This window comes from Micromonospora sp. NPDC051543 (assembly GCF_044454415.1).
In the GTDB taxonomy this organism is placed as follows: Bacteria; Actinomycetota; Actinomycetes; order Mycobacteriales; family Micromonosporaceae; genus Micromonospora.
Map to the genome: position 1 here is coordinate 84,016 of NZ_JBITDT010000008.1, position 25,505 is coordinate 109,520.

The following is a 25,505-nucleotide window of genomic DNA, read 5'->3' on the forward strand; positions in this document are numbered from 1 at the left end:
CGGTGCGGGCACGTGTTCGCCCACCTGGAACGCGCGAGGACCGGCCAGGGCGCCGCCGCTCACCCGTCACCATCGGCACCGGTAACCGGTTCAGATGACGGAGAGCGGCAAGCGTTCTCCTTAGCCGAGGGAGAGCCGCGGTTGACGACCGACGTAGTGATCGTAGGCACCGGCGGGATGGGCCGAGAGGTATATGGGGTAATTCGCCTATTGAACACCTTTTCGGGCGCTCCGGCATCCTGGCGGGTACTGGGCTTCGTCGACGACTACCCCACCGAGAGAAACGTCGAGTCGGTACACCGCCTCGGCGTCGCCTTCCTCGGCCCGACCCGTTGGCTGGCCGCCCAACCGGCCAGCACCCACGTGGTGCTCGGCGTCGGGCACCCCCGGCTGCGCCGCGAGACCGACCAGACCATCTCCCGGTACGGCCTGCCGGCGGCCACGGTGGTGCATCCGGCCGCGGAGATCGGCCCCGACTGCGTCCACCAGCAGGGGCTGTTCGCCGCCGGTGGCGCCCGGGTCACCACGAACGTGCTGGTGGGGCGGCACGTGCACCTCAACCAGAACTGCACGGTCGGGCACGACACGGTGCTCGGTGACTACGTCTCGGTCAATCCGCTCGCCGCGGTTTCCGGGTACTGCCGGCTGGAGGACGGCGTGCTGGTGGGTACGACTGCCGCGATCCTGCCGAAGCTGACCGTCGGCCGGGATGCCACCGTGGGCGCCGGCGCCTGCGTGACCCGCGACGTACCGCCGGGCGTCGTCGTGACGGGTGTGCCGGCCCGCCCGGTGGAGCGGTCAGCGGCGGATGCCCGCCCAGTCGTGATGGCGGCGCACGGTCGACAGGATGAAGTCGACGACCCGGCGTGACGTATCGGGGACCTGGTAGTCGAGCGGGCAGGCGACCGAGCCCTCGGCCGCCTGCGCCACCACCACACGGATGGCCTCGACGACCCCGTCCGGATCGAGGCCGGTCATCACGATCGCCCCGCTGTCCAGCGCCTCCGGCCGTTCGATGGACTCGCGCAGGGTCACCGCCGGGAATCCGAGAATCGCGGCCTCCTCGCTGACGGTGCCACTGTCCGAGAGAGCGCATCGGGCGTTGCGTTGCAGGGTCACGTAGTCGAAGAAGCCGAACGGCTCGTGGAACGCCACACCGTCGAGGTGCAGGCCGTCGCCGGCGAGCGCCTCCAGCCGTTTACGGGTACGCGGATGGGTGGAGACCAGCAACGGCAGCCGCCACTCGTCGCGGACCGCCCGCAGGCATTCCAGCAGTCGGTGGAGCCGTTGCGGGTGGTCGACGTTCTCCTGCCGGTGCGCGCTGACGACGAAGTAGCCGCCCGGTTTCAGTTCGAGTTGGTCCAGCACGGTGGACCCCTCGATCTGCCGCCGGTAGTGGTCGAGCACCTCACGCATGGGTGAGCCGGTGTGCAGGATGCGACGCGGGTGCAGCCCTTCGGCGAGCAGGTTGCGCCGGGCGTGCTCCGAGTAGACCAGGTTGAAGTCGGCGATGTGGTCGACCATGCACCGGTTGGTCTCCTCCGGCACGTTCAGGTCGAAGCAGCGGTTGCCGGCCTCCATGTGGTACACCGGCACGTTCATCCGCCGGGCCATCAACGCCGAGATCGCGCTGTTGGTGTCGCCGAGCACCAGCAGGGCGTCCGGGCGCAGCTCGGTGATCGCTTTCTCCGTACCGACCAGGACGGCACCCAGGAGGCTGCCGAGAGACCTGGTGTCGGCCCGCAGGAAGAGGTCCGGGGCGCGGACCCCCAGTTCGCTGAAGAAGACGTCGGAGAGCGAGGGATCCCAGTTCTGTCCGGTGTGCACCAGGGTGTGGTCCACGGTCCGGTCGAGCGCGTCGATCACCCGGGCCAGCCGGATGATCTCCGGTCTGGTCCCGACGACGGTCATCACGCGGGTCACTTGACGCCTCCTGGTGGCAGTTGGACGGATTCGGCCCGCTGGGCGGGCAGTGGACACGGCTCCCGATGCGCCGGTTCGTGGATCACTCGTCGGGCCTGGTCGAGAACGCTTATCGGCGCCCTGCTCGCCCGCCACCGGCGATAGGCGGCGCCCGCCTCGATCCGGGCCGCGTGGCGTTGCTCCGGGGTGGCGGTCGCCACCTGCGTGACGAGGGCCCCCAGCGCGACCGGGGTCAGCTCGGTCAGGACCAGTCCGCCGCCGTCGCGCAGCACGCCCGTCCACGGTGTCCGGTCGGAGCAGACCACCGGACAGCATGCGGAGAGGCTCTCGGCGATGGCGTTGCCGTAGTTCTCCCCGCGGGTCGGCATGACGAAGGCGTCGTAGCGGGAGAAGGTCGGACGGACCTGCTCGGGCGGCAGCTCGCCCCGGTAGCTGACGGCGACCGAGTCGGGCAGCTCGGCCAGGCGCTCCCTGCACCGTCGCCAGTACGCCGGGTCCTCCACCGGGCCGTAGATGTCCAGCCGCACCGGCACCGGCACGAAGGCGAGCGCGGCAAGCACCAGGTCGAGGTTCTTCATGGGCGAGATCCGCCCGATGAAGACCAGCCGCGCGTGGTGGGTCGAGATCATCTCGACCGGCTCCGTCTGCGGCTCGGGGCCACGACTGACCGCGACGACACCGATCCGCGCCCGGGGCAGCACCCGCTGGATGTCGTTGGCCTCGACCGGCGTGGTGGCGTGCCACAGCACCCGACGGTCGAGCAGCATCCACCGCCAGGCAGCCAGGAAGATCCGCTTACGGAATCGGTGCACCCGGAGCGCGGCCGCTCCGAACTCACCTCGGGGGGCGACCAGGATGCGGCCCGCCCGCAGCAGCCCGAGCCGGGCCGCGGCCATGGGCAGGATGGAGAAGGTCGACCAGACGCTGTTGACGTACAGCAGGTCGAAGCGGTCGGCGCGCAGCGAGCGCCAGAGCGACCGCCACTGCTCCGGCCGACGCACACCGAGGTAGAAGACGTTCGTCCGGCCGACCCGGGCCCAGCGCCCGGAGAGCCCCGGATAGGGGTCGCGGCATCCCAGATCACGGTCGCGGGTCAACATCGACGTCTCGATGTCGTCGCTGGCCAGAGCGAGCACTTCACCAATGGACCGGACCGGCCCTCCGGCCCGCCATCCGGGAGCGAAATAACCGGCGGTGACAAGGACGTGGAATTTGTTTGCGTTGGCCGATGCAAAGCGTTCCCGGGCGTCCGCCGCGGGGGTGGGGTCGCCGACCATCCGCACTCCTCGCTCGTGCCACAGGATCAATTCACCCAACGATCGAACGCTCGATACGTGACTGATCCTTCTCTCAACTGAGCTGGGCGGTTGGGACGGGAAGAATAAATTCCGCCAGTTACATGAAACCCGAGTGTCGCCGACGTCGAGAGCGATATAAGGAAGCGCGGGGGAAATTGGCCCAGCAGGAGAGGGACTTCATGTCACGAACGGCGCTCATATCCGGCATCACCGGTCAGGACGGCAGTTACCTGTCGGAGTTCCTGCTCGACAAGGGATACACGGTGCACGGCATCAAACGGCGATCGTCCTCTTTCAACACCGAGCGGATCGACCACGTCGACGTACATCCGCGCAGCGGCGACGCCCGCCTCTTCCTCCACTACAGCGACCTCTCCGACCCGGCCTCGCTGACGGCGCTGATCCGGGACATCCGCCCCCACGAGATCTACAACCTGGGCGCCCAGAGCCACGTCCGGGTGTCCTTCGACATCCCCACGTACACGGCGGACGTCACCGGCCTCGGGGCGCTGCGCATGATGGAGGCGGCCCGTTCCGCCGACGTCGGCTGCCGGTTCTACCAGGCGTCCTCGTCGGAGATGTTCGGATCGACCCCACCCCCGCAACGCGAGGAGACTCCGTTCCACCCGCGCAGCCCGTACGCCTGCGCCAAGGTGTACGCCTACTGGTCGGCGGTGAACTACCGCGAGTCCTGGAACATGTTCTGCGCCAACGGCATCCTGTTCAACCACGAGAGCCCGCGCCGGGGCGAGAACTTCGTGACCCGCAAGATCACCCGTGCGGTGGCCAGGATCGAGGCCGGTATCCAGGACAAGCTCTACCTGGGCAACCTGGACGCCGTTCGGGACTGGGGCTACGCACCGGAGTACGTCGAGGCGATGTGGCTCGCCCTCCAGCGGGACACCCCGGACGACTACGTGATCGCCACCGGTGAGGGCCACACGGTGCGCGAATTCGTGGAGGCCGCGTTCGACCGGATCGGGTTGGACTGGCAGCGGTACGTGGAGTTGGACCCCGCCTACTTCCGCCCGGCGGAGGTCGATGCCCTCGTCGGCGACTACTCGAAGGCCCGACGCGCCCTGGGGTGGGCCCCGAAGACGCTCTTCAGCGACCTGGTCCGGATCATGGTCGACGCCGACCGGCAACTGCTCGAGGACGAGCGGATGGGGCGACTGATCCGGGTCGACCGGTGAGGGTCGCGGTCGACGCCGCACCCATCCGTCCCGGTCACGCCGCAGGGCTGGAAGCCTTCACCTACGGCCTGTTGACCGGCATGGCCGCCGACGACTCCTGCGAGCTGCGGGTGAACGTCCTGCGGGGCACGCTGCAGCAGTGGCGGGAACAGGTGCCCGTCCCGCGCATCGGCTGGACCGAGGTGACCCAGCCGCTGCGCTCCGACAACCCCACCGGCCAACTGCTGCGACGGTGGACACCGACGGTGGTACGCAATTCCCGCACGGTCCGCACGGCGGTCAACGCGGTCCGGCAACGGTCCGTCGTACGGCACGCCGACACCGACGTCACCCTGTTCCCGTTCCACTCCGCCCCGATCGGGTCGGGCCCCTCGGTCGTCGTCCTGCACGACACCCGCCACCTGCGGACCGAGTTCCACGCTCCCGGCTTCGCGGCGGTCGTCCGGGAGAACGTGGCCCGCGCGGCGGCGATCGTGGTCACCTGGCCCCATCCGTACCGGGAAACCCTGCGTCTCTTCCCGGAGGCCGCGGAGCGGACCGTGCTCATCCCGACCCCGGCGTTCCAGCCGGCGCCGGAACGCGCACACGCGCGGCCCGAACCGGGGCTGCTGGTCTACCCGTCGTCCACCGCGGAGCACAAGAACCACGCCACGCTGCTGGAGGCGATGGCCCTGCTGCCCGACTGCCGCCTGATCTGCCCGGGGCCGCTGGTCGAGCCCGAGGCGAGCCGGCTGCTCGCCCGAGCCGCCCAGGCTGACCTGCGCGGCCGGGTGTCCTTTCCCGGCTTCGTCAGCCTCGACGAGCTGAACGCCATCTACGCCAGGGCGGACGCGGTGGTCGTACCCTCGCTCTGGGAGGCGGCCAGCGGCGCGATGCTGGAGGCGTTCACCTGGGGTCTCCCGGTCGCCTGCGCCGACGTCGAGCCGCTTCGCGACCAGTTGGAGTTCAACCGCGCCGAGGCGGCGGTCTTCCGGGCGCGGGATCCGCGGTCCCTGGCCGACGCGGTCCGGCACCTCCTCGACGACCGGGAGCGCTATGCCGCGGCCTCCCGGCGGGCGAACGACCGGCTGGCCGCTCGCACGTGGGCGGCCACCGGCCGCGACTACCTGGACGTCCTGGCCTGGGCGGCACGGGGCGGATCAGGCCCGGTGCCGCGCTCCCCCTTCGTCACGGCGGCGAACGACGCCGCCCCCAGCGGAGGTGACGGGCCATGAGCATCGGGGACGACACCTATCCGGTGGCCCGACCGAGCCTCTCCGCGTTGGAGGAGCGGTACGTCGTGGACGCGCTGCGGAGCGGGTGGATCTCCTCGCAGGGTCCGTACCTGCGTGACTTCGAGGAACGGTTCGCCAGTCGCTGCGCCGCCGGCACCGCGCTGACGACGAGCAACGGCACGGTCGCGCTGCACCTGGTCCTGGCGGCGGCGGGCATCGGGCCGGGGGACGAGGTGGTCGTCCCCGCGCTGACGTACGTGGCGACGGCGAACGCCGTGGCGTACTGCGGTGCGCGTGCCGTCTGTGTGGACGTCCTGCCGGAGACCTGGTGCGTCGACCCGGCGGCGGTACGCGCCGCGATCGGCCCGCGTACCCGGGCGGTCATCGCCGTCGACCTGTATGGACATCCGGCCGACTACACCGCCCTGCGGCAGCTCTGTGACCAGCACGGTCTGCTCCTGGTCGCCGACGCGGCGGAGTCGTTCGGCGCCACCCTCGACGGACGGCCCACCGGCTCGCTCGCCGACGTCACGACCTTCTCCTTCTTCGGCAACAAGGTGCTCACGTCCGGCGAGGGCGGCTGCGTGACCACCTCCGACGCGGCCCTCGCCGAGCGGATGCGCCTCCTCCGCAACCAGGGCATGGATCCGCACCGTCGGTACTACTTCCCGGTGCTCGGCTACAACTACCGGATGACGAACCTGTGCGCCGCGGTGCTCTGCGCCCAACTGGAGCGCGCGGACGAGATCATCGCCCTTCGGGACCGGGTCATCGCCGGTTACGAGGAGCAGTTGGCCGACGAGCCGACGCTGTCGGCGCAGCCGGTGGCCGCCGGAGTCCGCCGCGCACCCTGGATGGCGGCCTTCCTCGTCGGGGCCGAGGGGGACGCGACGTCCCGGGATGCGCTGGCCCGTGCGCTCACCCGGCTCGGCGTGGAGACCCGCCCGTTCTTCGTGCCGATCCCGGACCTGCCGGCGCATCACGATCCGGGCGCGGACTGTCCGGTGACCGGGGACCTGAGTCGGCGCGGCATCAATCTGCCCACGTACGCCGATCTGAGCGAGCCGGCGGTCAAGGCCGTGGTGGAGCGCGTCCGCGCCGCCCTGGCGACCATCGCCTGACGCGCCGCCGGACCCGCGCCGACCCGGTCGGCGCGGGTCGGGCGGTCAGACCGGTTGGACCGCCGGTGGACGGTCGGCCGTGCGGTCGGCCAGCAGCAGGAGATAACTGCCGCCCCAGGCGACCGCGCTGGCCAGGGCCATCAGGACCAGCGCGCCGGCCGCGCCGGGAGCGCCGAACAGGACCGCCCCGGCGACGACCGCCGGCACGCGCAGCCCGCCGAGCAGGAGGCCGAGGACGATCGCCCGCCGGCTCGCCCGCTCGATCCGCAGCCCGGCGAAGCCGATGGTGGCCGGCACGGCCAGCAGACTCTCCAACGCGAGCAACACCAGCAGGCTCCGTGCGACGCTCCAGTTGGAGCCGAGCAGCTCCTTGCCGACCGCGTCCGGCAGCAGGGCCACCGCGACTGTCAACGGCCCGATGGCGGCGGCCACCAGCAGGGCCAGCCGGACAGCGGCCCGGGTCCGCACCGTGCGGGACTCGGCGCGGGTGCGGGCCAACTGCGGAAGGACGAGCGTGGCCGCCGTCGACAGCACCAGGTTGACCGGCCCCAGCAGCGTGCGGCCGGCGCTCAACGCGCCGACCACCGCCGTGCCGGCGACGAGCGCCACCGCGGTCAGCGCCAGCTGCGCGGACCCGTTGGTCAGCAGGAACTGCGTACCGAATCCCACCGCGACGCGGGTCTCAGCTCGGCCGACGCGCCAGCCGGGCACCAGCGCGTACCCGCGCCGGGCCGCGACGACCAGGCCGACCAGCGCGCCGCCGACGCCCCACAGGGCGAAGACGGTTGGTGGGTCGATCACCCGGAACAGACCGGCCAGCACGGCGCCCCCGGTGAGCGCGGCCCACGTGATCTCCTGGGCCATCGCCGCCGAGGGAGCGCCGATGCCGACGGCGACCGCCTTGGTGTAGTCGTAGAGGACCAGACCGGGCAGGGCGAGGCCCGCGAACAGCAGGTAGGGCGAGCCGTACGCCACGCCGGCCGCACAGACGAGGGTGCCAACGACGAGGCCGAGCAGGATCGCCCGCCGGGAGGCCGACGCGACCCCGACGCCGGTGGCCAGCACGGTGTCGGTCACCGTGCTCCGCACCAGCCCGGACCCGACGATGTAGAACGAGAACGCCAGGGCGAACTGGCCCAGCCCACCGACCGACTCCAGTCGGGTCACGGTGATGGCCAGCAGCAGGTTGCCACCGCTGGAGAGCCCGCCGACGACGAGCGCGAGCAGCGCCCGCCGTCCGGTCCGTGGCCCCTCTCGGGCGTCGGTACGGCCGACCGCGTGCCGGCCCACCCGTACGGTCACCGGCGCGTGGCCGGGATCGCGGGTGTTCGACCGGGCTCCGGGCGCTTGCGGGCCCCGTGCAGGGAGCGGCGGCTGAGCGCCAGGAGGACGAAGACCGGGATCGCCGCCACCACGTGTTGCAGAAAGCTGATCGTGGAGTCCGGGTAGGTGTTGGACCAGAGCAGCGGGTCGAAGAGCACCAGACAGAAGAGACTCAGCCGGATCGGGCCGGGTGCGCCCCGCCAGCGCAGCAGCACCGCCGCCACCGCGGCCCAGAAGGCGTGCACGGCGACCACGCCGGCCGGACCGTCGAAGAACCAGATGTTGCCCAGCAGCAGGAACGTGTAGGCCGACGTCGGACCACCGCCGATGTACTGGTTGATCCGCTGCCCGGTGGAGATCGCCGGCCGGTCCGGATCGAGCACCCGGGGCACCAACCCGTACCGCAGGTAGTCGGTGGCCGCGGGCTGGCCGAGGTCGACCGGGACATCGAAGCCCGCCACCGTACTGAGCTGGCTGTCCAGCCGCAGCCGGTCCGTGGCGGTGACCTTGGTGTCCACCGCGACGCCGCGATCCTCCCGGATGCTGTTGCGCTGCTCGAACACCGCCGGCCACGCGAGGAAGAGCACTACCGCGCAGAGCACCAGGTAACGCAGCCGGAAGATGCCGCAGAGCGCCCCGGTGGCCGCCATGAAGAACACCAACGCGACAAGCGGAGCGGTGACGGCCGTCAGTACCGCGACGTAGATCTCCGCGCCGACGAGGACGGCCAGCCAGCCGTACAGCTTCGTTCGCGACAGCCGACCGCTCAGATGGCTGGCCACCAGCAACGCGAAGCCCAGAGCCGTCCAACCGGAGAAGAGCGTGCTCACCAGGGCGAGCGGTCCGTCGGAGAGGTCGCCGGCAACCTGGTTCACGATCGTTCCCCGGCCGAGGTGGGCCCCGAGCACGTTGGACACGACGCTGGTCAGGGTGGTCACGATGGCGATCGGGTAGAGCCACGGATAGCGGGCGTGGGCGCGCCGGAAGCCGTCGCGCCAACGCGGGTCGGGACGGCCGAACAGGCGGGCCGTCGTCTCCACGGCGACACTACCCAGCAACGCGAGCCCGACCAGATAGACGATGAAACCGGTCTCCGGATTCCGGTAGTAGACCGCCATCGGCAGGATCAGCAGCGCGTACGGGGCGAGCACGACGACGGTCACCGGATAGCAGCGGAGCAACCGACCAACGAGGTCCCGTTGGGCGCCCGACGCCCTGACCCCGGTTGGCTGGTCCGTCCGCGCGTCGGTCGCACCGGTCGCCTCGCCGGGGGAGAGGGCAGCCCCGGGCCAGGTCATTGCGCGCGGGCCCCCTTCGGGATACGGATGGTCGCTCCTGACCCAACGAGCCAACCGACCGGGCGAAACGCCCTGTGGAGGCGGGCCCCGCGCGTAAGCCCCCTGCCCCTGTTGCCGGAACAGCTTTGCGAGTTGCCTTCTCAAGAGCCTGCGACGCCGCCTCGGTCGCCGCGAGGAGCCCTCGCCGGCAACCTCAGGCCCGTCAGACTTCCCGACCAGAAATCAGACATCCGGTCATAGAAATGTGAAAACCGGATTCCGCACCGCATATTCCGCTAAGCAGATAAGGGACGTCCGTGGGCCCCCTGACCTGCCCTGGGTCATCTTCGGCCACGGACAGGACAGGGAGTCGTAGATGCCCCCGGAGATACAACGGGTCGAGCCAACGGCGTCAACAGCCACCGGCCGGGCCAGGGTGAGCCGCCGTCGGACTGCCATCTTCCTCGCCGCCGACGCCCTCGGCTGGGTCGGCGGGTTCACGGTCGCGGGCTGGGCGAGGTACGAGATGGCCCTCACCGTCGACCAAGCGGTCAATGCGGTACTGCTCGGCGGCGGCGCCGCCGTGCTGCATGTCGGGGTCAGCGCACTGCGTCGTATCCGTTCCGGTCGTCAGCCTCTCGGCACCGTCGAGGAAGTCCGTGGACTCGCCGGCACCACCGCCACCACGGCGGCGATCGTCCTCGTCGCCCTCCTCGCGATGGGCGAACGCCCAGTGCCGGCCAGCACCCCCGTGATCGGTGCCGCACTGGCGCTGCTGCTGATGCTCAGCTGCCGTCTCCTACACCGCCACCGGCGCGACCGCGCGATGCGACCCGACGCCCGCTCGGCCACCCCGGTGCTCCTCTTCGGTTTCGGCGAGGCCGGGCAGGGGCTGGTACGCGCGATGCTCAGCGACCCGAAGGGCCGCTACCTTCCCGTCGGCGCGCTCGACGACGATCCGGGCAAACACGACCTGCGCATCGCAGGTGTCCCGGTGCTCGGCGGCCGGCAACACCTCGTCGACGTGATCGACCGCACCGGCGCCACCACCGTCATCTTCGCCGTGGCCAACGCCGACGCCATGCTGATCCGGGAGGTGCGGGAGGCGACTCTGCGCACGGGAGCGGCGTTCAAGGTGCTGCCGCCGGTCCGGGAGTTGGTGGATCACCGGATCACGGTCAGCGACGTACGGGACGTCCAGATCAGTGACCTGCTCGGCCGACGCCAGGTGGTCGGCGACCTGGCCCTGGACGACAACGGGATCACCGGTCGACGTGTCCTGGTCACCGGCGCCGGAGGTTCGATCGGATCGGAGCTGTGCCGGCAGATCATGCGCGCCAACCCCGGTGAGCTGATGATGCTGGACCGGGACGAGTCGGCCCTGCACAGCCTCCAGATGTCGCTCACCGGGCGCGCGCTGTTGGACGGCCCCGAACTCATTCTCGCCGACCTACGGGACGACGAAGGTATCCGCCGCATCATGCGGGAGCGCCGCCCCGAGATCGTCTTCCACGCGGCCGCGCTGAAGCATCTGCCCCTGCTGGAACGCCACCCGGGTGAAGCGGTCAAGACCAACGTCTGGGGGACGCTCACCGTCCTGGACGCCTGCCGGGATGTCACCCGCTTCGTCAACATCTCCACCGACAAGGCCGCCGACCCGATAAGCGTGCTCGGCTACTCGAAGCGCATCACCGAGATGCTGACCGCGCACGCCGCAGCCACCTACCCGGGCACCTTCCTGAGCGTCCGGTTCGGCAACGTCCTGAGCAGCCGGGGATCCGTGGTGACGGCCTTCCAGCGGCAGATCGAGGCGAGACAGCCCCTGACCGTCACCGACCCGCACGTGACCCGGTACCTGATGACGGTGCAGGAGGCCGTACACCTGGTCCTGCAAGCGGCGGCCATCGGGCGCGACGGGGAGGCCCTGGTCCTCGACATGGGCGAACCGGTACGGATCGACGATCTCGCCCGGCGCATGGTGGAGCAGGCGGCCAGCCCGGTCCCGATCGTCTACACCGGGCTACGACCCGGGGAGAAGCTGCACGAGGACCTGTTCGGCCAGGGGGAGGCGGACCTCCGGCCGCTGCACCCGCTGATCTCGCACGTGACGGTACCGGTCCTGGACCCGTTCGAGGTGAGTGGACTGGACCCGTTCGACGAACCCAACAAGGTCACCGACCAACTCGCCCGGCTCTGCGGCATCCGGCCCGGCCCGCTCTCCAACCGGCGCACCGGGATTCCGCTGGCACGCTGACGCCGTCGCAACCGGGGCCGGCGCACTCCCCGCGTCGGCCCCGGCGTGAGCTGACGGAGCCTCCCACCCGACCCGCCACCTGTAACAGCTGGCTCCGGCATCGACACGGACGGCAACGACCCGCCCATCGACCGATTGACATCGATCACGCCACACCGAAAGCTCGCGCCTACAGGTCCTTCACCCAAGGAGGCGCGATGAGACCGAGACGACTGGCGATCGCCAGCGTGGTCACCCTGCTCGGCGCACTGGCACTAACCCCGCCGGCGAGCGCGAAGCCACCGTCCGAACCGGGCCCCCGCGACGGCCTGGAGGTCTACGTCGGCACGGTCGACGCGAAACAGCGGGACCAGCTACGCGCGGCGGGGGTCGACCTCGGCCACGACGCGAAGACCGACTCGACCGGCAGGACGACGGTCGAGACGGTGCTCAGTCGCCGGCAGGCGAAGCGGCTGACCGACCAGGGCGTCCCGTTGTCGGTGAAGAGGGTGCGCGGCAAGGACGCGTCACAGGCGCTGCGGGAGCAGGCGGCGGCGGGCTGGACGGCGTTCCGGCCCTACGGGGAACCGGGCGGTCTGCGCGACGAGTTGAACGCCACAGCGGCCCGTTATCCCAAGCTGACCAAGGTGGAGACGATCGGCCGCACCCAGCAGGGCCAGCCGATCGTCGCTGTGAAGGTCACCAAGAACGCGCGGACCGTCGCGGACGGGAAGCGGCCCGCCGTGCTCTACGCCGGCGCGCAGCACGCCCGTGAGTGGATCACGCCGGAGATGACCCGTCGACTGATGCACCACGTGCTGGACAGCTACGGAACCGACCGGGAGATCACGAAAATTCTGGACACGACCGAGCTGTGGTTCCTGCCGGTGGCCAACCCGGACGGCTACGACTTCACCTTCACTTCCGGCAATCGGCTGTGGCGCAAGAACCTGCGGGACAACAACGGCGACGGGCAGATCACCTCCGGCGACGGCGTGGACCTCAACCGCAACTTCGCCTACAAGTGGGGGTACGACAACGAGGGCTCGTCACCGGAGCCGAACAGTGAGACCTACCGGGGTCCCGGCCCCAACTCGGAGCCGGAGACCAAGGCCCTGGACCAGCTCTTCAAGCGGGTCGGGTTCGAGTTCTTCGTCAACTACCACTCGGCGGCCGAACTGCTGCTCTACGGCATCGGCTGGCAGGTGAGCACCCCCAGCCCGGACGACGAGATCTACAAGGCGATGGTCGGGGACGACGCGCACCCGGCGGTGCCCGGTTACGACCCGGACATCTCCGCCGAGCTGTACACGACCAACGGTGACACCGACAGCCACGCCACCGTCCGGTACGGCACGCTGGGCTTCACCCCCGAGATGTCCACGTGTGAGGCCGCCTCGGCGGTCGACCCGGACGACGAGTGGCGCCCGGAGGACTGCGTCAGCGGCTTCATCTTCCCCGACGACGAGACGTTGATCGCTGGTGAGGTGAGCAAGAACCTGCCGTTCGCGCTGGCCGTGGCCAAGTCGGCGGCGGACCCGGACGAGCCGGTGTCGGTGGTCGGCCGGAGCACCCCGGACTTCGTGGTGGACGCCTTCGACACCTCGTACGGGCGCACCCAGCAGGTCGCCGCCGTCACCCGGCGGGCGCTGAAGAACGTGAAGATGCACTACACGGTCAACGGCGGGCGACCGAAGACCGTCGCGGTCCGCGAGTGGCGCGGCGGCGAGCGGTACGGCGACACTCACGACGACTACTACGCGGAGCTACGCGGGACGGTCCGCGGCACGAAGCCGGGTGACCGGGTGGAGGTCTGGTTCACCGGCAACAAACCCCGGTCGGGGGTGGTCGCAAGCGAACGCTTCACCTACCGGGTGCACACCGACATCGGCGGTGACGTGCTGATCCTCGCCGCTGAGGACGTCACCGGCCTCAGCCCGGCACAGACCGGCACCACCGCGAAGTACGCCGACGAGGTCGCGGCGTCGTTAAGCGCCGCCGGGCGCAGCAGCGACGTGTACGACTTCGACGCGATGGGCCGCAAGGCACCCCACCCGCTCGGCGTGCTGTCGCACTACAAGGCGGTGGTGTGGGAGACCGGCGACGACGTGATCATGCGCTCCCCCGGCCAGGTTGCCGGCACCGCGGCCAAGGCGGCGCTGGACACCGAACTGGCCGTGCGGGACTACCTCAACGAGGGTGGCAAGCTCCTGGTCAGCGGCCAGTACGCGCTGTTCGCCCAGGGTGCCAACGGTTCGTACGTCTACCATCCGGACGCGCCGCCGGAGTGCACCAACGCCGACGATCCCGCCTGCCTGCCGCTGCTCAACGACTTCCAGCAGTACTGGTTGGGAGCGCACACCTACGTCAGCGACGGCGGCACCTCGCCGGAGGGAGAGCCGTTCCCGGTCGCGGGCCGCGACGACGCCTTCACCGGCTTCAACGGGCAGCTCAACGCGGCCGGTTCGGCGCAGAACCAGGGGCACACCGCGTCGTTCCTGACCACGTCGAGTTTCCTGCCGCCGGACGAGTTCCCGCAGTTCGCCAGCTCCGCGCCGGTGGGCTGGACCCGACCGGGTGGCGCGCCGTTCGACCCGCGTACGGGTGAGTGGTACCTGCACAGCGGGCAGGCCGACGAGTCGTACAAGCGGCTCACCCGCACGGTGGACCTCAGCGGGGCGACCAGCGGAGAGCTGCGCTTCTTCACCTCGTACGAGATCGAGCAGAACTGGGACTTCCTGTTCGTCGAGGCCCACGAGGTGGGTAGCGACAACTGGACGACCCTGCCGGACCTCAACGGCAAGACCACCACCGTCACCGGGGAGAGCTGCGCCTCAGGCTGGGACGAGCTGCACCCGTTCATCGCCCACTACCAGGGCGCGGGCTGCTCCCCCACCGGAAGCACCGGCAGCTGGAACGCGGCGACCGGGACGTCGAGCGGCTGGAAGGAGTTCGTGGCCGACCTGACCGCGTACGCCGGCAAGCAGGTCGAGGTGTCGATCACGTACGCCTCGGACTGGGGCACCCAGGGCCTGGGCGTCTTCCTCGACGACACCCGGGTGGTGGTCGACGGGTCGACGGTGGCGGAGACCTCGTTCGAGTCCGCCGACCTGGGCGGCTGGACGGTGGCCGGGCCTCCGGCCGGCTCCGGCGGCAACGCCAACGACTGGTCGCGTAGCCAGCAGGCGTTCGAGGAGGGCTCGGTGGTGGTCACCGGGGACACGGTGTACCTGGGCTTCGGGTTGGAGGGCCTCTCCCCAGCAGCCCGCGATGACCTGGTCGCCCGCTCGTTGACCCACCTCACCGGTCAACCCCGCCCCTGACGGCGGCGAGGTGCGCCGGCGGTCCACGGGCCGCCGGCGCACCTTCGGCGTACGCCGGGTGCGGCCCGCACCGATGTGATGAGCTGGACGGGTGTCGGGGCTGGGACTTGTGCTGCACCCCACCCGGGATGTCACCGAGGTGGTCGAAATCATCGGACGGTGGGCCACCCGCCACCACAAGACGCTGTACGTGCGCGAGGAGGACCAGCACCGCGTCCCGTCCGGCGTCGAACCGCTGCCGGAGGGCGAGGTCGCCGTCCGCGCCGACGCGTTGATCAGCATCGGCGGTGACGGCACGATGCTGGGTGCGCTGCGCTCCGCCGTCCGCGACCCGAAGCCGGTGCTGGGCGTACACCTGGGTCGTCTGGGGTTTCTGGTCGAGATCGAACCGCCGGGGTTGCCCGACGCGCTGAGCCGGCTGCTGTCGAAGGACTTCACCGTCGAGTCGCACGCGTGTCTCGCCTGCGACGTGTGCGGTGACGACGTCGTGGCATTCAACGACATCGCGTTGGTCCGCCAGCCGGGCGCCGGTTTCGTCAGCGTCACGCTCGCCATCGACGGCCAGCAGTACGGCTACTACCGCAGCGACGCCATAGTGGTCAGCACCCCGATCGGCTCGACGGCGTACAGCTACGCGGCCGGCGGTCCGCTGATCTCCCCGGCGGCGGATTCGGTGGTGATCACGCCGTCGGCGCCGATGGCCGGTATCTCCCGTGCCGTGGTGCTCTCCCCGGACGAGAAGATCCGGTTGGAGCTACAGCCCAACTCGTCGCCGGTCGTCGTGGAGATGGACGGTCTGGTGTTCCGCGACGCGGCGACGGAGGGGGCGGTGGACATCTCGTACCGCCGCGACGCCGGCCTGGTGGTCCGCTTCGACCCGCTGCGCTACCAGGAGCGCAACCAGTTGAAGATGACCCTGCTCGACCTGCCGTTCCTCCCCGAGCAGCTCCGCGAACTACTCCCCGAAGAACTCCGCCGCCGCAGCCAGGAACTCCCCCCACCCGCCGACCCCCCACCCTGCTGAAACCCCCTGCCCCCCAACCCCCCACCGCCCCCGGCCTCCTCCCGGCGCGGTTGATCATGAAGTTATTGCCGTCCCGTACGGCGTGTCGTGGCAATAACTTCATGATCAACGCGGGCGGAGGGGGGTGGGGTGCGCAAGGAAGGGGGTGGGGTGGGGTGGGGTTAGGCTTGGGTTAGGGCCTGGTCTACCAGGGTTTTGGCTTCTTCCTGGATCTTCTTCAGGTGGTCGGGGCCCTGGAAGGACTCGGCGTAGATCTTGTAGACGTCTTCCGTTCCCGAGGGCCTGGCGGCGAACCAGCCGGACTTCGTGCTGACCTTCAGGCCACCGATCGGGGCGTTGTTGCCCGGGGCGGTGGTCAGGGTCGCGGTGATCGGCTCGCCGGCCAGCTCCGTGGCGGTGACCTGGTCCGGGTTGAGCTTCGCGAGCACGGCCTTCTGCTCGCGGGTCGCCGGGGCGTCGATCCGGGCGTACGCGGGGGCGCCGAAGCGCTCGGCCAGCTCCGCCCAGTGCTCGCTCGGGCTGCGCCCGGTGGTGGCCAGGATCTCGGAGGCCAGCAGGCAGAGCAGGATGCCGTCCTTGTCGGTGGTCCAGGTGGAGCCGTCGCGCCGCAGGAACGACGCCCCGGCGCTCTCCTCGCCGCCGAAACCGACCGCCCCGTCGAGCAGGCCCGGCACGAACCACTTGAACCCGACCGGCACCTCCAACAGCGGCCGACCCAGGTCGGCGGCCACCCGGTCGATCATCGAGGACGACACCAGGGTCTTGCCGACGGCGGCGGCCGGCCCCCAGTCGGCGCGGGTCCGGAACAGGTGCCCGATCGCGACCGCGAGGAAGTGGTTGGGGTTCATGAGGCCGGCGTCGGGGGTGACGATGCCGTGCCGGTCGGCGTCCGCGTCGTTGCCCGTGGAGATCTGGTAGTCGGCGCGGGCGGCGATCAGCGACGCCATCGCGTTCGGCGAGGAGCAGTCCATTCGGATCTTGCCGTCGCCGTCGAGGGTCATGAACCGCCAGGTCGGGTCGACCGTCGGGTTGACCACCGTCAGGTCCAGCCGGTGCCGCTCGGCGATCTCACCCCAGTACGCCACGCTCGCCCCGCCCAGCGGGTCCGCGCCGATGCGGATGCCGGCGTCGCGGATGGCGTCGATGTCGATCGCGGCCGGCAGGTCGTCGACGTAGTGGGCGAGGAAGTCGTACTCCCCGGTGGTGTCGGCGGCCCGGGCCCGCGCGTAGGTGATCCGGCGGACCTCCTTGAGCCCGGCGGCCAGGATCGCGTTGGCGCGGTCCTGGATCCACCGGGTCACGTCGGTGTCGGCCGGCCCGCCGTTGGTCGGGTTGTACTTGAAGCCGCCGTCGTCCGGCGGGTTGTGCGACGGGGTGATGACGATGCCGTCGGCGAGCCCGCTGGTGCGCCCCCGGTTGTGGGTGAGGATCGCGTGCGACAGCGCCGGCGTGGGGGTGTAGCCGTCGCGGCTGTCCACCAGCACGGTGACGCCGTTGGCGGCGAGGACCTCCAGCGCGTCCACGGCGGCGGGCGCGGAGAGCGCGTGGGTGTCCCGGGCGAGGAACAGCGGGCCGTCGAGGCCCTGCTCCCGCCGGTAGTCGCAGAGCGCCTGGGTGACCGCGAGGATGTGGTCGGAGTTGAACGCGTTGCGCAGGCTGGAGCCCCGGTGACCGGAGGTGCCGAAGGAGACCTGCTGCGCCGGGTCCGCGGGGTCCGGATGCTCGGCGTAGTAGGCGGTCACCAGGCGCGGCACGTCGACCAGGTCGGCGGGCTCGGCGGGCTGGCCGGCACGGGGGTGGGTCACTGCGGGATCCTCCTCGGTGTGTGCGGGTTGGTCACGGCTCGACCTTCTGGCCCTTGCCGATGACCACGATGCCGTTGTCGGAGACGGTGTAGCGCTGGCGGTCCTTCTCCAGGTCGACACCGATCTCGACGCCCTCGGGGACGAACACGTTCTTGTCCAGGATCGCCCGTCGGACCACCGCGTGTCGGCCGATCTCGACGCCCTCCATCAGCACCGAGCCCTCCACGTGCGCCCAGGAGTGCACCCGCACCTTCGGCGACACGATCGAGTTCTCCACCAGCGATCCGGAGATCACCACACCGGGCGAGACCATCGAGCCGACCGCCCGGCCGACCCGCTCACCCCACTGGTGGACGAACTTCGCCGGCGGCCACGGCGGCTGCTCGGTGTAGATCGGCCAGTCGAAGTTGTAGAGGTTGAAGACGGGGTGCACGTTGATCAGATCCATGTGCGCGTCGTAGAACGAGTCGAGCGTTCCCACGTCCCGCCAGTAGCCCCGGTCCCGGTCGGTGCTGCCCGGCACCTCGTTGTCGCGGAAGTCGTAGACGTTGGCCTCGCCCCGCTCGACGAGCATCGGGATGATGCTGCCGCCCATGTCGTGCTTGCTGCTCTTGTCGGCTGCGTCGCGCTCCACGGCCTCACACAGGGCCCGGGTGGTGAAGACGTAGTTGCCCATCGAGGCGTAGATCTCGTCCGGCGCGTCCGGCAGGCCGACCGCGTCGGTGGGCTTCTCGCGGAACGCACGGATCTTCCGGCCGTCCTCGCCGACCTCGATGACACCGAACTGGTCGGCCATCGACAGCGGCTGGCGGATGCCGGCGACGGTCACCGCCGCCCCGGAGGCGATGTGGTCCTCCACCATCTGCCGGGGATCCATCCGGTAGATGTGGTCGGCGCCGAAGACGATCACGTAGTCGGGCTGCTCGTCGTTGATGAGGTTGAAGCTCTGGTAGATGGCGTCGGCCGAGCCGGCGAACCACCACGGGCCGCGACGCTGCTGCGCCGGCACCGGGGTGACGTAGTTGCCGAGCAGCGTGGACATCCGCCAGGTCTTGGTGATGTGTCGGTCGAGGGAGTGGGACTTGTACTGGGTCAACACGACGATCTTGAGATAGCCGGCGTTGGCCAGGTTGGAGAGGACGAAGTCGACCATGCGGTACATCCCGCCGAACGGGACGGCCGGCTTGGCCCGGTCCGTGGTGAGTGGCATCAGGCGCTTGCCCTCCCCACCCGCCAGGACGATCGCGAGCACCTTGGCAGCCATGCCCCGACGCTATCCACCCGCGTGCCACTTCACCACTCGTACGGGGAGTCTTCTGCACTAGGGTGCGGGGTCATGACGGAACCCACCCCGCTGCGCGTCGACCTGCTCACCCGTGAGTACCCGCCGGAGGTCTACGGCGGCGCGGGCGTGCACGTCGAGTACCTGGCTCGGGAACTGCGTCGCCTTGCCGACGTCCGCGTGCACTGCTTCGGCCTGCCGCGGGCCGAGCCGGGCGTCACGGCGTACGCCGACCCGCCCGGTCTGACCGGCGCGAACGCCGCGTTGCGGACCATGGGCGTGGACCTGGAGATGGCCGCCGGCACCGCCGGCACCGACGTGGTGCACAGCCACACGTGGTACGCGAACCTGGCCGGGCACACCGCGAAGCTGCTGCACGGGGTGCCGCACGTGGTGACGGCGCACAGCCTGGAGCCGCTGCGGCCGTGGAAGGCCGAGCAGCTCGGTGGCGGCTATGCGCTCTCCTCGTGGATCGAGCGCACCGCCATGGAGGCCGCCGACGCGGTGATCGCCGTCAGCCGGGGCATGCGCGGCGACGTGCTGACCGCGTACCCGCAGATCGACCCGTCGAAGGTCCGGGTGGTCTACAACGGCATCGACACCGTGCAGTACGCCCCGGACTCCGGCACCGACGTGCTCAACCGGCTCGGCATCGACCCGGCGCTGCCCAGCGTGGTCTACGTGGGCAGGATCACCCGGCAGAAGGGCCTGCCCTACCTGCTGCGGGCCGCCCGGGAGCTGCCGGCGGACACCCAGCTCGTGCTGCTGGCCGGCGCGCCGGACACGGCGGAGATCGCCGCCGAGGTCGAGGAGCTGGTGGCCGAGCTGCGGGCCAACCGCTCCGGGGTCGTCTGGGTGGCCGAGATGCTGCCCAAGCCCGAGGTGATCCAGGTGCTCACGCACGCGACGGTCTTCGTCTGCCCGTCGGTGTACGAGCCGATGGGCATCGTGAACCTGGAGGCGATGGCGTGCGAGACGGCCGTGGTGGCGACCGCCACCGGCGGCATCCCCGAGGTGGTGGCCGACGGCGACACCGGGCTGCTGGTGCCGATCGAGCAGGCCACCGACGGGTCGGGGACGCCGCTGAAGCCGGAGACGTTCGTGGCCGACCTGGCGGCGGCGATCAACACGCTGCTCGCCGACCCGGCGCGTACCGAGCGCTTCGGCCTGGCCGGCCGCCGCCGCGCGGTCGAACACTTCTCCTGGGATGCCGTCGCGCGGCAGACCCTGGACGTGTACCGCTCCGTCGGCGGGCGCTGACGTCATGCGGTACGACGAACTCGAAGCCGCGATCCTCCGGCTGGTCGTCGCGGCGGGCGAGGACGACCTGCGGGCGTTCGGCCTCGACACGGTCACCCGGCTGACCCGCGACGATCTGCTCGACACCGCCGTCGACGACGAGATGACCGAGGACGCGTGGGCGGCTCTCACCAGCGCCCGCGAGAACGTGCGGACGGCCGACGCGACGGAGCTGCGCGCGCTGCTGGTTCGGATCGACGAGGGCATCCTCGCCGACGGTGACCTCGATCAGGGTCTCCTGACGGCCTTCACCGCGCTGGAGCACTGGACCACCTACCTGGAGGAGAACGCGCGCGGGGAGATCTACGAGCTGGCCATCCGCGCTGTCGAGGAGGTCGACTTCCAGGTCTCGGCCGACCTCGACGACGTCCTCGCCACCCCGGAGATGGCCGCCGAGTACGCCCGGATCGAGCGCCTGCTCACCGCCGGCCTCAGACCGCCGTCCCGGGAGGGGACTTGAGCAACGACGTCACCTCGGCGCGGTAACGCATCGGGCTCATCCGCGCGCTCTACGAGCAACGGGGACTGCGGTTGCGGGACACGCTCGCGGTGTCACCCACCCGGCCGGCTACCGAGCAGGCCGTCGAACTGCTGCGGGCCATGCTGCGCTTCAAGCGCGACAACCGGGTGCTGACGCTGGCGCTGGAGAGCGCCGGAGGCGGCAACCCGTACCGCAACGAGGCGTACGACCACTGGCACGCCCTGCTCGCCGACCTCGTCACGGAGGCACGCGGCCCGCAGTCGGCGGACTACCTGGCCCACGCGCTGCTCGCCGCCGTCCGCAGCGACCTGGTCGAGCACCTGCGCGACTGGCCCGAAGATCGGTGGCACGCGGGACTGGGCGCGCTTGTCGGCTCCGTACTTGGCGACGACGGGAAGACGAGGTGACGGCGGTCAGGCGACACCGAGAGTGGTGGCGAGCTGAACAATGCCGGCTGGCGCGTCGGCGGACCGCCACACGACCGTGACCAGCTTTCGTACCGCCGGGCGGTCGTGCACCTCGCCGGGTGCGGTGCGTTCCGCGTCGAGCAGCGCCCGGCCAGCCCGAAGCATGTCGCCGGTCAGCGCGTAGGCGCGGGCCACATCGAGGAGGTACGCGGCACGGTGTTCGGGCGGCAGCCACCGCCACTCCTCGCCGGCCACCAGCCGCTCGTGTCGAGCGGAGGCCGTGGTGACGTCGTCAAGGGACGCCTCGGCCACCACTCGGGCGGCCTCGACCACCGCCCAGCCAGCGATCCCCGAGGCTTGGTCGAGCGCGCGGCGTGCGCGGGCATGGTCCTTGCCGCCCGCAGCGGCGAGCGCAGCCTGGATCAGTAGCACGCCTCGAAGCGCGTCGGCTGAAGAGTCGTCGCCAGCCCCGGACACACCGATGTTTTCGGCGGCGACGAGCGCGGCGTCCAGGGCGGACCGTCGTCGACCACGAGACCGCAGGGCCTGACTCAGTGACACGGTGGCGAGGCCGACCAACTGCGGGTCATGGGTGGCCAGGGCGACTGCCATGCCCCGGTCGGCGGCCAACCAGGCCAGGTCCCCCTGGTCGACCTTCACCAGCGCCAGGGCGATGAGCGCGTACACCGACACCAGCAGCGCGTCCGTCGCGCCGGGGCGAGCCGCGTGCGCTTCCCGGGCCGCGTCGAGCAGGCCGGGCAACAGTGCGAGCAACGCCGGGTACCGAGCGTGGCGATAGCTCTGCTCGGCATGCTCCACCCGGGCCCGCAATTCCTCCGCCAGCGTCGGTCGATCCGCGCCCGGTAGGTGGTACCGGGCCAGCGCCAGCCGTACCCCGTCCACCCCGACCACGACCGGAGTCGGCCGCACCGGCCGCGCCGCCAAGAGGACCTCCACGTCGATGCGCAGCGTCTCGGCGACCTCCCGGAGGTTCGACACCCGCTCCAACCGGCGCACCCCACGCTCGACCTTGTCCACCCAACTCTTCGACTTGCCGAGCCGGTCCGCGAACTGCTGCTGCGTCATGTTGCGCCGGACCCGCCACTGCGCGACCCGGCGACCCACCGGCAGGTCGTTCACCGCCGGCCCGTCGCGCTCACCGCACGACCCCAAGAATAAACAACAGGAGTACGACCACAGCGATCACGAGTCCGTAGAGGTACTGCCGACGGGTGAGCGACGCCCGCGCCGGAAGCGGCGGGGTGGGAACCCGATCCCCGTCCGGCAGCCGAGGACGCGCACCGGCAACAGGATTGGCCGGTGGCAACGGCCCGTCGGGTGGACGCTCGCGCATCGGTAACTCCTCAAAGGCGATGAACGCAGGCCGGTGAAGACGCAGGTCAGGGCGGAGCGACACGGGGGAATCACCCCGCCCTGCCCGAGGGACCTCCGCTGCTGACGAGAGAACCCTGCAACCCAACTTAGGACCCTAAGTAGCCAGAGTCAACACAGGGTCCACACCTTGTCGCGGGTGGTGAGAGGCTGGACAGGCTGACGAGAGGTGGACCCACATGCCCCGCAAGCCTGTTTACGAGCAGGTAGTCGATGACGTCACAGCATCGATCCGCAGCGGCACCCTGAAGCCTGGCGACAAGTTGCCGACCATCGCCGAACTCGCCCGCCAGTACAGCTCATCTGACAATCCGATCAAGCGGGCTCTCTGGATCCTGGATGAGCGGGGCTGGATCGAGGTGCACCAGGGCAAGGGCTCGTTCGTGGCACCGAACCCGCCCGCCTGATCCGTTCGAGTCGCCCAGGCGACCTTGATCCACTCGTTTTGCAGGAAACCGTGGCCTCCGAGGCGCATTGATGCCGCGGTTTCACGGAACGCGAGTGGATCAGGGCGACGGCGGCCGGTCACCGTGGAGATCCGCGCAACTTCGGGGAAAGTGCTGTCTCGACGCGCTCCGATGCAGCAGTTTCCCCGAAAGTGAGCGGATCTTGGGTCGGGTGCCCACCGGGCGGGTGCTTGGCCGCGCGCGAGCCGATCTCGCACAGTAGGTTGGCGGGGTGACAGGACGGTTCCCGATCGAAGACGTCTCCCCCGTCGTCTCGTGCGGGCGGTACCCGGCCAAGGCGGTCGTCGACGAGCCGGTTCCGGTGTCGGCGCGCGCCTACCGGGAGGGGCACGACGCGCTGGGCTGCAACGTGGTGTGGGTCGGCCCGGACGGCGAGGAACGGCCGTTCACCCGGATGCGCCCAGGCGAGCCCGGCCAGGACCGTTGGCACGCCACGATCCGCCCGGACGCCGTCGGCGCCTGGACCTTCACCGTCGAGGCCTTCCAAGACCCGTACCTGACGTGGCAGAACGCGGTGACCAAGAAGATCGCCGCCGGGCAGGGGCCGGAAGATCTCGCCAACGACCTGGCCGAGGGCGCCCGGGTGCTCGCCGCCGCCACGGACCTGGTGCCGGCCGCCGACCGCGCGAGCGTCGCCGACGCGCTCACCGCCCTCGCCGACACCGATCTGCCGTTGCCGCAGCGCGTCGGGCCGGCGCTCGCCCTCGCCGACCTGCTCTGGGAGCACCCGGTACGCGAGTTGGTGACGGTCGGTGACGCGTACTCCCTCTGGGTCGACCGCAAGCGGGCCCTCTTCTCGGCCTGGTACGAGTTCTTCCCGCGCTCCGAAGGAGCAGCGGGTGGGCGCTCCGGCACCTTCGCCACCGCGACCGGGCGGCTGCCCGGTGTCGCCGCGATGGGCTTCGACGTGCTCTACCTGCCGCCGATCCACCCGATCGGCCGGGTCAACCGCAAGGGCCGCAACAACGCGCTCACCGCCGGGCCGACCGACGTGGGCTCGCCGTGGGCCATCGGCGCCGCCGAGGGCGGCCACGACACGATCCACCCCGACCTGGGTACGACGGCGGACTTCCGGGCCTTCATCGACGCCGCCGCCGCGCAGGGCCTGGAGGTCGCGATGGACCTGGCGTTGCAGTGCGCGCCGGACCATCCCTGGGTCACCGAGCACCCGGAGTGGTTCACCACCCGGGCCGACGGCAGCATCGCGTACGCGGAGAACCCGCCGAAGAAGTACCAGGACATCTACCCGGTCAACTTCGACAACGACCCGGAGGGCATCCGGGCCGAGGTGCTGCGGGTGGTGCTGCACTGGGTGGGCGAGGGCATCCGGATCTTCCGGGTGGACAACCCGCACACCAAGCCGTTCGACTTCTGGCACTGGCTGATCGCCGAGGTCAAGAAGGTCGACAAGGACGTGCTGTTCCTGGCCGAGGCATTCACCCGGCCGGCCATCATGCACGGGCTCGGCAAGATCGGCTTCACGCAGTCGTACACCTACTTCACCTGGCGCACGACGGCCGCGCAGATGCGGGAGTACTGCGAGGAGCTGGTCGCGTCGGCCGACCACATGCGGCCGAACTTCTGGCCGAACACGCCGGACATCCTGCACGAGTCGTTGCAGCACGGCGGCCCGCCGATGTTCAAGATCCGGGCGGTGCTGGCCGCGCTGCTCTCCCCCTCCTGGGGCCTGTACGCGGGCTACGAGCTGTTCGAGCACGTGGCTCGCCCCGGCGCGGAGGAGTACCTGGACAACGAGAAGTACGAGCTGCGTCCGCGCGACTGGGCCGCCGCCGAGGCGCAGGGCCGCTCGCTGGCGCCGTTCCTGACCACCCTCAACCGGGTACGCCGTGACAACCCGGCGCTGCACCAGCTCCGCAACCTGAAGTTCCACGAGATCGACAACCCGGCGCTGCTGTGCTGGTCGAAGCACGACCCGGAGACCGGCAACACGGTCATCGTCGTCTGCTCGTTCGACTCACGTGAGGTGCAGTGGGGCAACACCACGCTCGACATGCCGGCGCTCGGGTTCGACTGGCACGAGCGCTTCACCGTGTCCGACGAGCTGACCGGCACCAGCTACGACTGGGGGCAGCGCAACGCGGTACGACTCGACCCGTACCTGCAACCGGCGCACGTGCTGACCGTCCGCCGCCCGACGCCGCCCACCATGCCCGAGCCGGCCGGCGTCGAAGCGCCCGATCTCACCGTCGCCGACGTGCCGGAGGAGTTGTCCGGAGGCACGGCCCCGGTGGCCCCGGCCACCGAGCCGTCGCCTCCGGCCAGCGCCGCAGAGCCCCGGGCTGCCCAGCCGTCGCCGCCGCCCACCGCGCCCCCGACCACCGCGCCGCCGCCCACCGCGCCCCCGACCACCGCGCCGCCGGCCCCAGCCACCACGACGCCGCCCCCGGCCGCCGAGCCATCTGCCTCAGCCGCCGAGCCCGCT

General features: G+C 70.7%; 18 protein-coding genes and 1 pseudogene. 12 read left to right on the plus strand and 7 right to left on the minus strand.

Annotated features, from left to right (window positions below; genetic code table 11):
* The first annotated feature begins 156 nt into the window (after positions 1–156).
* On the plus strand, positions 157–870 hold the full coding sequence (locus tag ACIA3K_RS16370; RefSeq protein WP_396802142.1) for an acetyltransferase: 714 nt from the start codon (positions 157–159) through the stop codon (positions 868–870).
* Here the strand turns inward: ACIA3K_RS16370 and wecB are convergent.
* A complete protein-coding gene (gene wecB / locus ACIA3K_RS16375; RefSeq protein ID WP_396801865.1) occupies positions 799–1,923 on the minus strand; it encodes a non-hydrolyzing UDP-N-acetylglucosamine 2-epimerase in 1,125 nt (374 codons plus the stop codon). The genes ACIA3K_RS16370 and wecB overlap by 72 nt on opposite strands.
* The gene (locus tag ACIA3K_RS16380) at positions 1,920–3,059 is read right to left on the minus strand and encodes a glycosyltransferase family 4 protein (RefSeq protein ID WP_396801866.1); all 1,140 of its coding nucleotides are present in this window, start codon (positions 3,057–3,059) and stop codon (positions 1,920–1,922) included. Before ACIA3K_RS16380 ends, wecB begins: the two co-directional genes overlap by 4 nt.
* A 341-nt stretch (positions 3,060–3,400) precedes the next feature.
* Here ACIA3K_RS16380 and gmd point away from each other — a divergent pair, with 341 nt between their 5' ends.
* From gmd to ACIA3K_RS16395, 3 genes are read left to right on the plus strand one after another with little or no spacing between them, the layout of a single operon-like run.
* Positions 3,401–4,414 carry a GDP-mannose 4,6-dehydratase gene (gmd, locus tag ACIA3K_RS16385; RefSeq protein ID WP_396801868.1) on the plus strand — a complete coding sequence of 338 codons (1,014 nt, stop codon included), beginning with the start codon at positions 3,401–3,403 and terminating at the stop codon, positions 4,412–4,414.
* Positions 4,411–5,628 (plus strand): glycosyltransferase, encoded by a 1,218-nt coding sequence (locus ACIA3K_RS16390; RefSeq protein ID WP_396801870.1) that lies wholly within the window; start codon positions 4,411–4,413, stop codon positions 5,626–5,628. Before gmd ends, ACIA3K_RS16390 begins: the two co-directional genes overlap by 4 nt.
* Complete coding sequence (locus ACIA3K_RS16395) at positions 5,625–6,749, plus strand: DegT/DnrJ/EryC1/StrS family aminotransferase (protein ID WP_396801871.1); 1,125 nt, start codon at positions 5,625–5,627, stop codon at positions 6,747–6,749. The genes ACIA3K_RS16390 and ACIA3K_RS16395 overlap by 4 nt, the downstream gene beginning before the upstream one ends.
* Positions 6,750–6,794: 45 nt before the next feature.
* On the opposite strand, the gene ACIA3K_RS16400 is transcribed toward ACIA3K_RS16395, so the two are convergent.
* On the minus strand, positions 6,795–8,051 hold the full coding sequence (locus ACIA3K_RS16400; RefSeq protein WP_396801872.1) for a hypothetical protein: 1,257 nt from the start codon (positions 8,049–8,051) through the stop codon (positions 6,795–6,797).
* A complete protein-coding gene (locus ACIA3K_RS16405) occupies positions 8,048–9,235 on the minus strand; it encodes a hypothetical protein (RefSeq protein ID WP_396801874.1) in 1,188 nt (395 codons plus the stop codon). Before ACIA3K_RS16405 ends, ACIA3K_RS16400 begins: the two co-directional genes overlap by 4 nt.
* A gap of 490 nt (positions 9,236–9,725) precedes the next feature.
* Between ACIA3K_RS16405 and ACIA3K_RS16410 the strand changes: the two genes are divergently transcribed.
* From ACIA3K_RS16410 to ACIA3K_RS16420, 3 genes are all read left to right on the plus strand, one after another.
* Positions 9,726–11,603 (plus strand): polysaccharide biosynthesis protein, encoded by a 1,878-nt coding sequence (locus tag ACIA3K_RS16410; protein WP_396801876.1) that lies wholly within the window; start codon positions 9,726–9,728, stop codon positions 11,601–11,603.
* 197 nt (positions 11,604–11,800) lie between these two features.
* Positions 11,801–14,905 carry a M14 family zinc carboxypeptidase gene (locus tag ACIA3K_RS16415; protein ID WP_396801878.1) on the plus strand — a complete coding sequence of 1,035 codons (3,105 nt, stop codon included), beginning with the start codon at positions 11,801–11,803 and terminating at the stop codon, positions 14,903–14,905.
* Between the two features lie 100 nt (positions 14,906–15,005).
* Positions 15,006–15,929, plus strand: coding sequence for an NAD(+)/NADH kinase (locus ACIA3K_RS16420; RefSeq protein WP_396802143.1), 924 nt, complete (start codon positions 15,006–15,008; stop codon positions 15,927–15,929).
* 161 nt (positions 15,930–16,090) lie between these two features.
* Here ACIA3K_RS16420 and pgm read toward each other — a convergent pair whose 3' ends face one another.
* The gene (gene pgm / locus ACIA3K_RS16425; RefSeq protein ID WP_396801879.1) at positions 16,091–17,734 is read right to left on the minus strand and encodes a phosphoglucomutase (alpha-D-glucose-1,6-bisphosphate-dependent); all 1,644 of its coding nucleotides are present in this window, start codon (positions 17,732–17,734) and stop codon (positions 16,091–16,093) included.
* 31 nt (positions 17,735–17,765) lie between these two features.
* Positions 17,766–18,998: a glucose-1-phosphate adenylyltransferase gene (glgC, locus tag ACIA3K_RS16430; RefSeq protein ID WP_278138510.1), complete on the minus strand. Its 1,233-nt coding sequence runs from the start codon at positions 18,996–18,998 to the stop codon at positions 17,766–17,768.
* A 72-nt stretch (positions 18,999–19,070) separates the two neighbouring features.
* On the opposite strand from glgC, the gene glgA reads away from it, so the two are divergent.
* The 3 genes from glgA to ACIA3K_RS16445 all read left to right on the plus strand — a co-directional run bounded on the left by glgA (position 19,071) and on the right by ACIA3K_RS16445 (position 21,203).
* Positions 19,071–20,276, plus strand: coding sequence for a glycogen synthase (glgA, locus tag ACIA3K_RS16435; RefSeq protein WP_396801881.1), 1,206 nt, complete (start codon positions 19,071–19,073; stop codon positions 20,274–20,276).
* A 4-nt stretch (positions 20,277–20,280) separates the two neighbouring features.
* Positions 20,281–20,775, plus strand: coding sequence for a hypothetical protein (locus ACIA3K_RS16440; RefSeq protein ID WP_396801883.1), 495 nt, complete (start codon positions 20,281–20,283; stop codon positions 20,773–20,775).
* A gap of 71 nt (positions 20,776–20,846) precedes the next feature.
* Positions 20,847–21,203, plus strand: coding sequence for a hypothetical protein (locus ACIA3K_RS16445; RefSeq protein WP_396801884.1), 357 nt, complete (start codon positions 20,847–20,849; stop codon positions 21,201–21,203).
* A 6-nt stretch (positions 21,204–21,209) separates the two neighbouring features.
* Here the strand turns inward: ACIA3K_RS16445 and ACIA3K_RS16450 are convergent, their stop codons facing one another.
* A complete protein-coding gene (locus ACIA3K_RS16450) occupies positions 21,210–22,343 on the minus strand; it encodes a helix-turn-helix domain-containing protein (RefSeq protein WP_396801886.1) in 1,134 nt (377 codons plus the stop codon).
* 431 nt (positions 22,344–22,774) lie between these two features.
* Between ACIA3K_RS16450 and ACIA3K_RS16455 the strand changes: the two genes are divergently transcribed.
* Both ACIA3K_RS16455 and ACIA3K_RS16460 read left to right on the plus strand, forming a co-directional pair.
* Positions 22,775–23,002: a winged helix-turn-helix domain-containing protein gene (locus ACIA3K_RS16455; protein ID WP_355050311.1), complete on the plus strand. Its 228-nt coding sequence runs from the start codon at positions 22,775–22,777 to the stop codon at positions 23,000–23,002.
* A gap of 271 nt (positions 23,003–23,273) precedes the next feature.
* A pseudogene (locus ACIA3K_RS16460) lies at positions 23,274–25,322 on the plus strand (maltotransferase domain-containing protein); the annotation flags it as partial.
* Between the last annotated feature and the right edge of the window lie 183 nt (positions 25,323–25,505).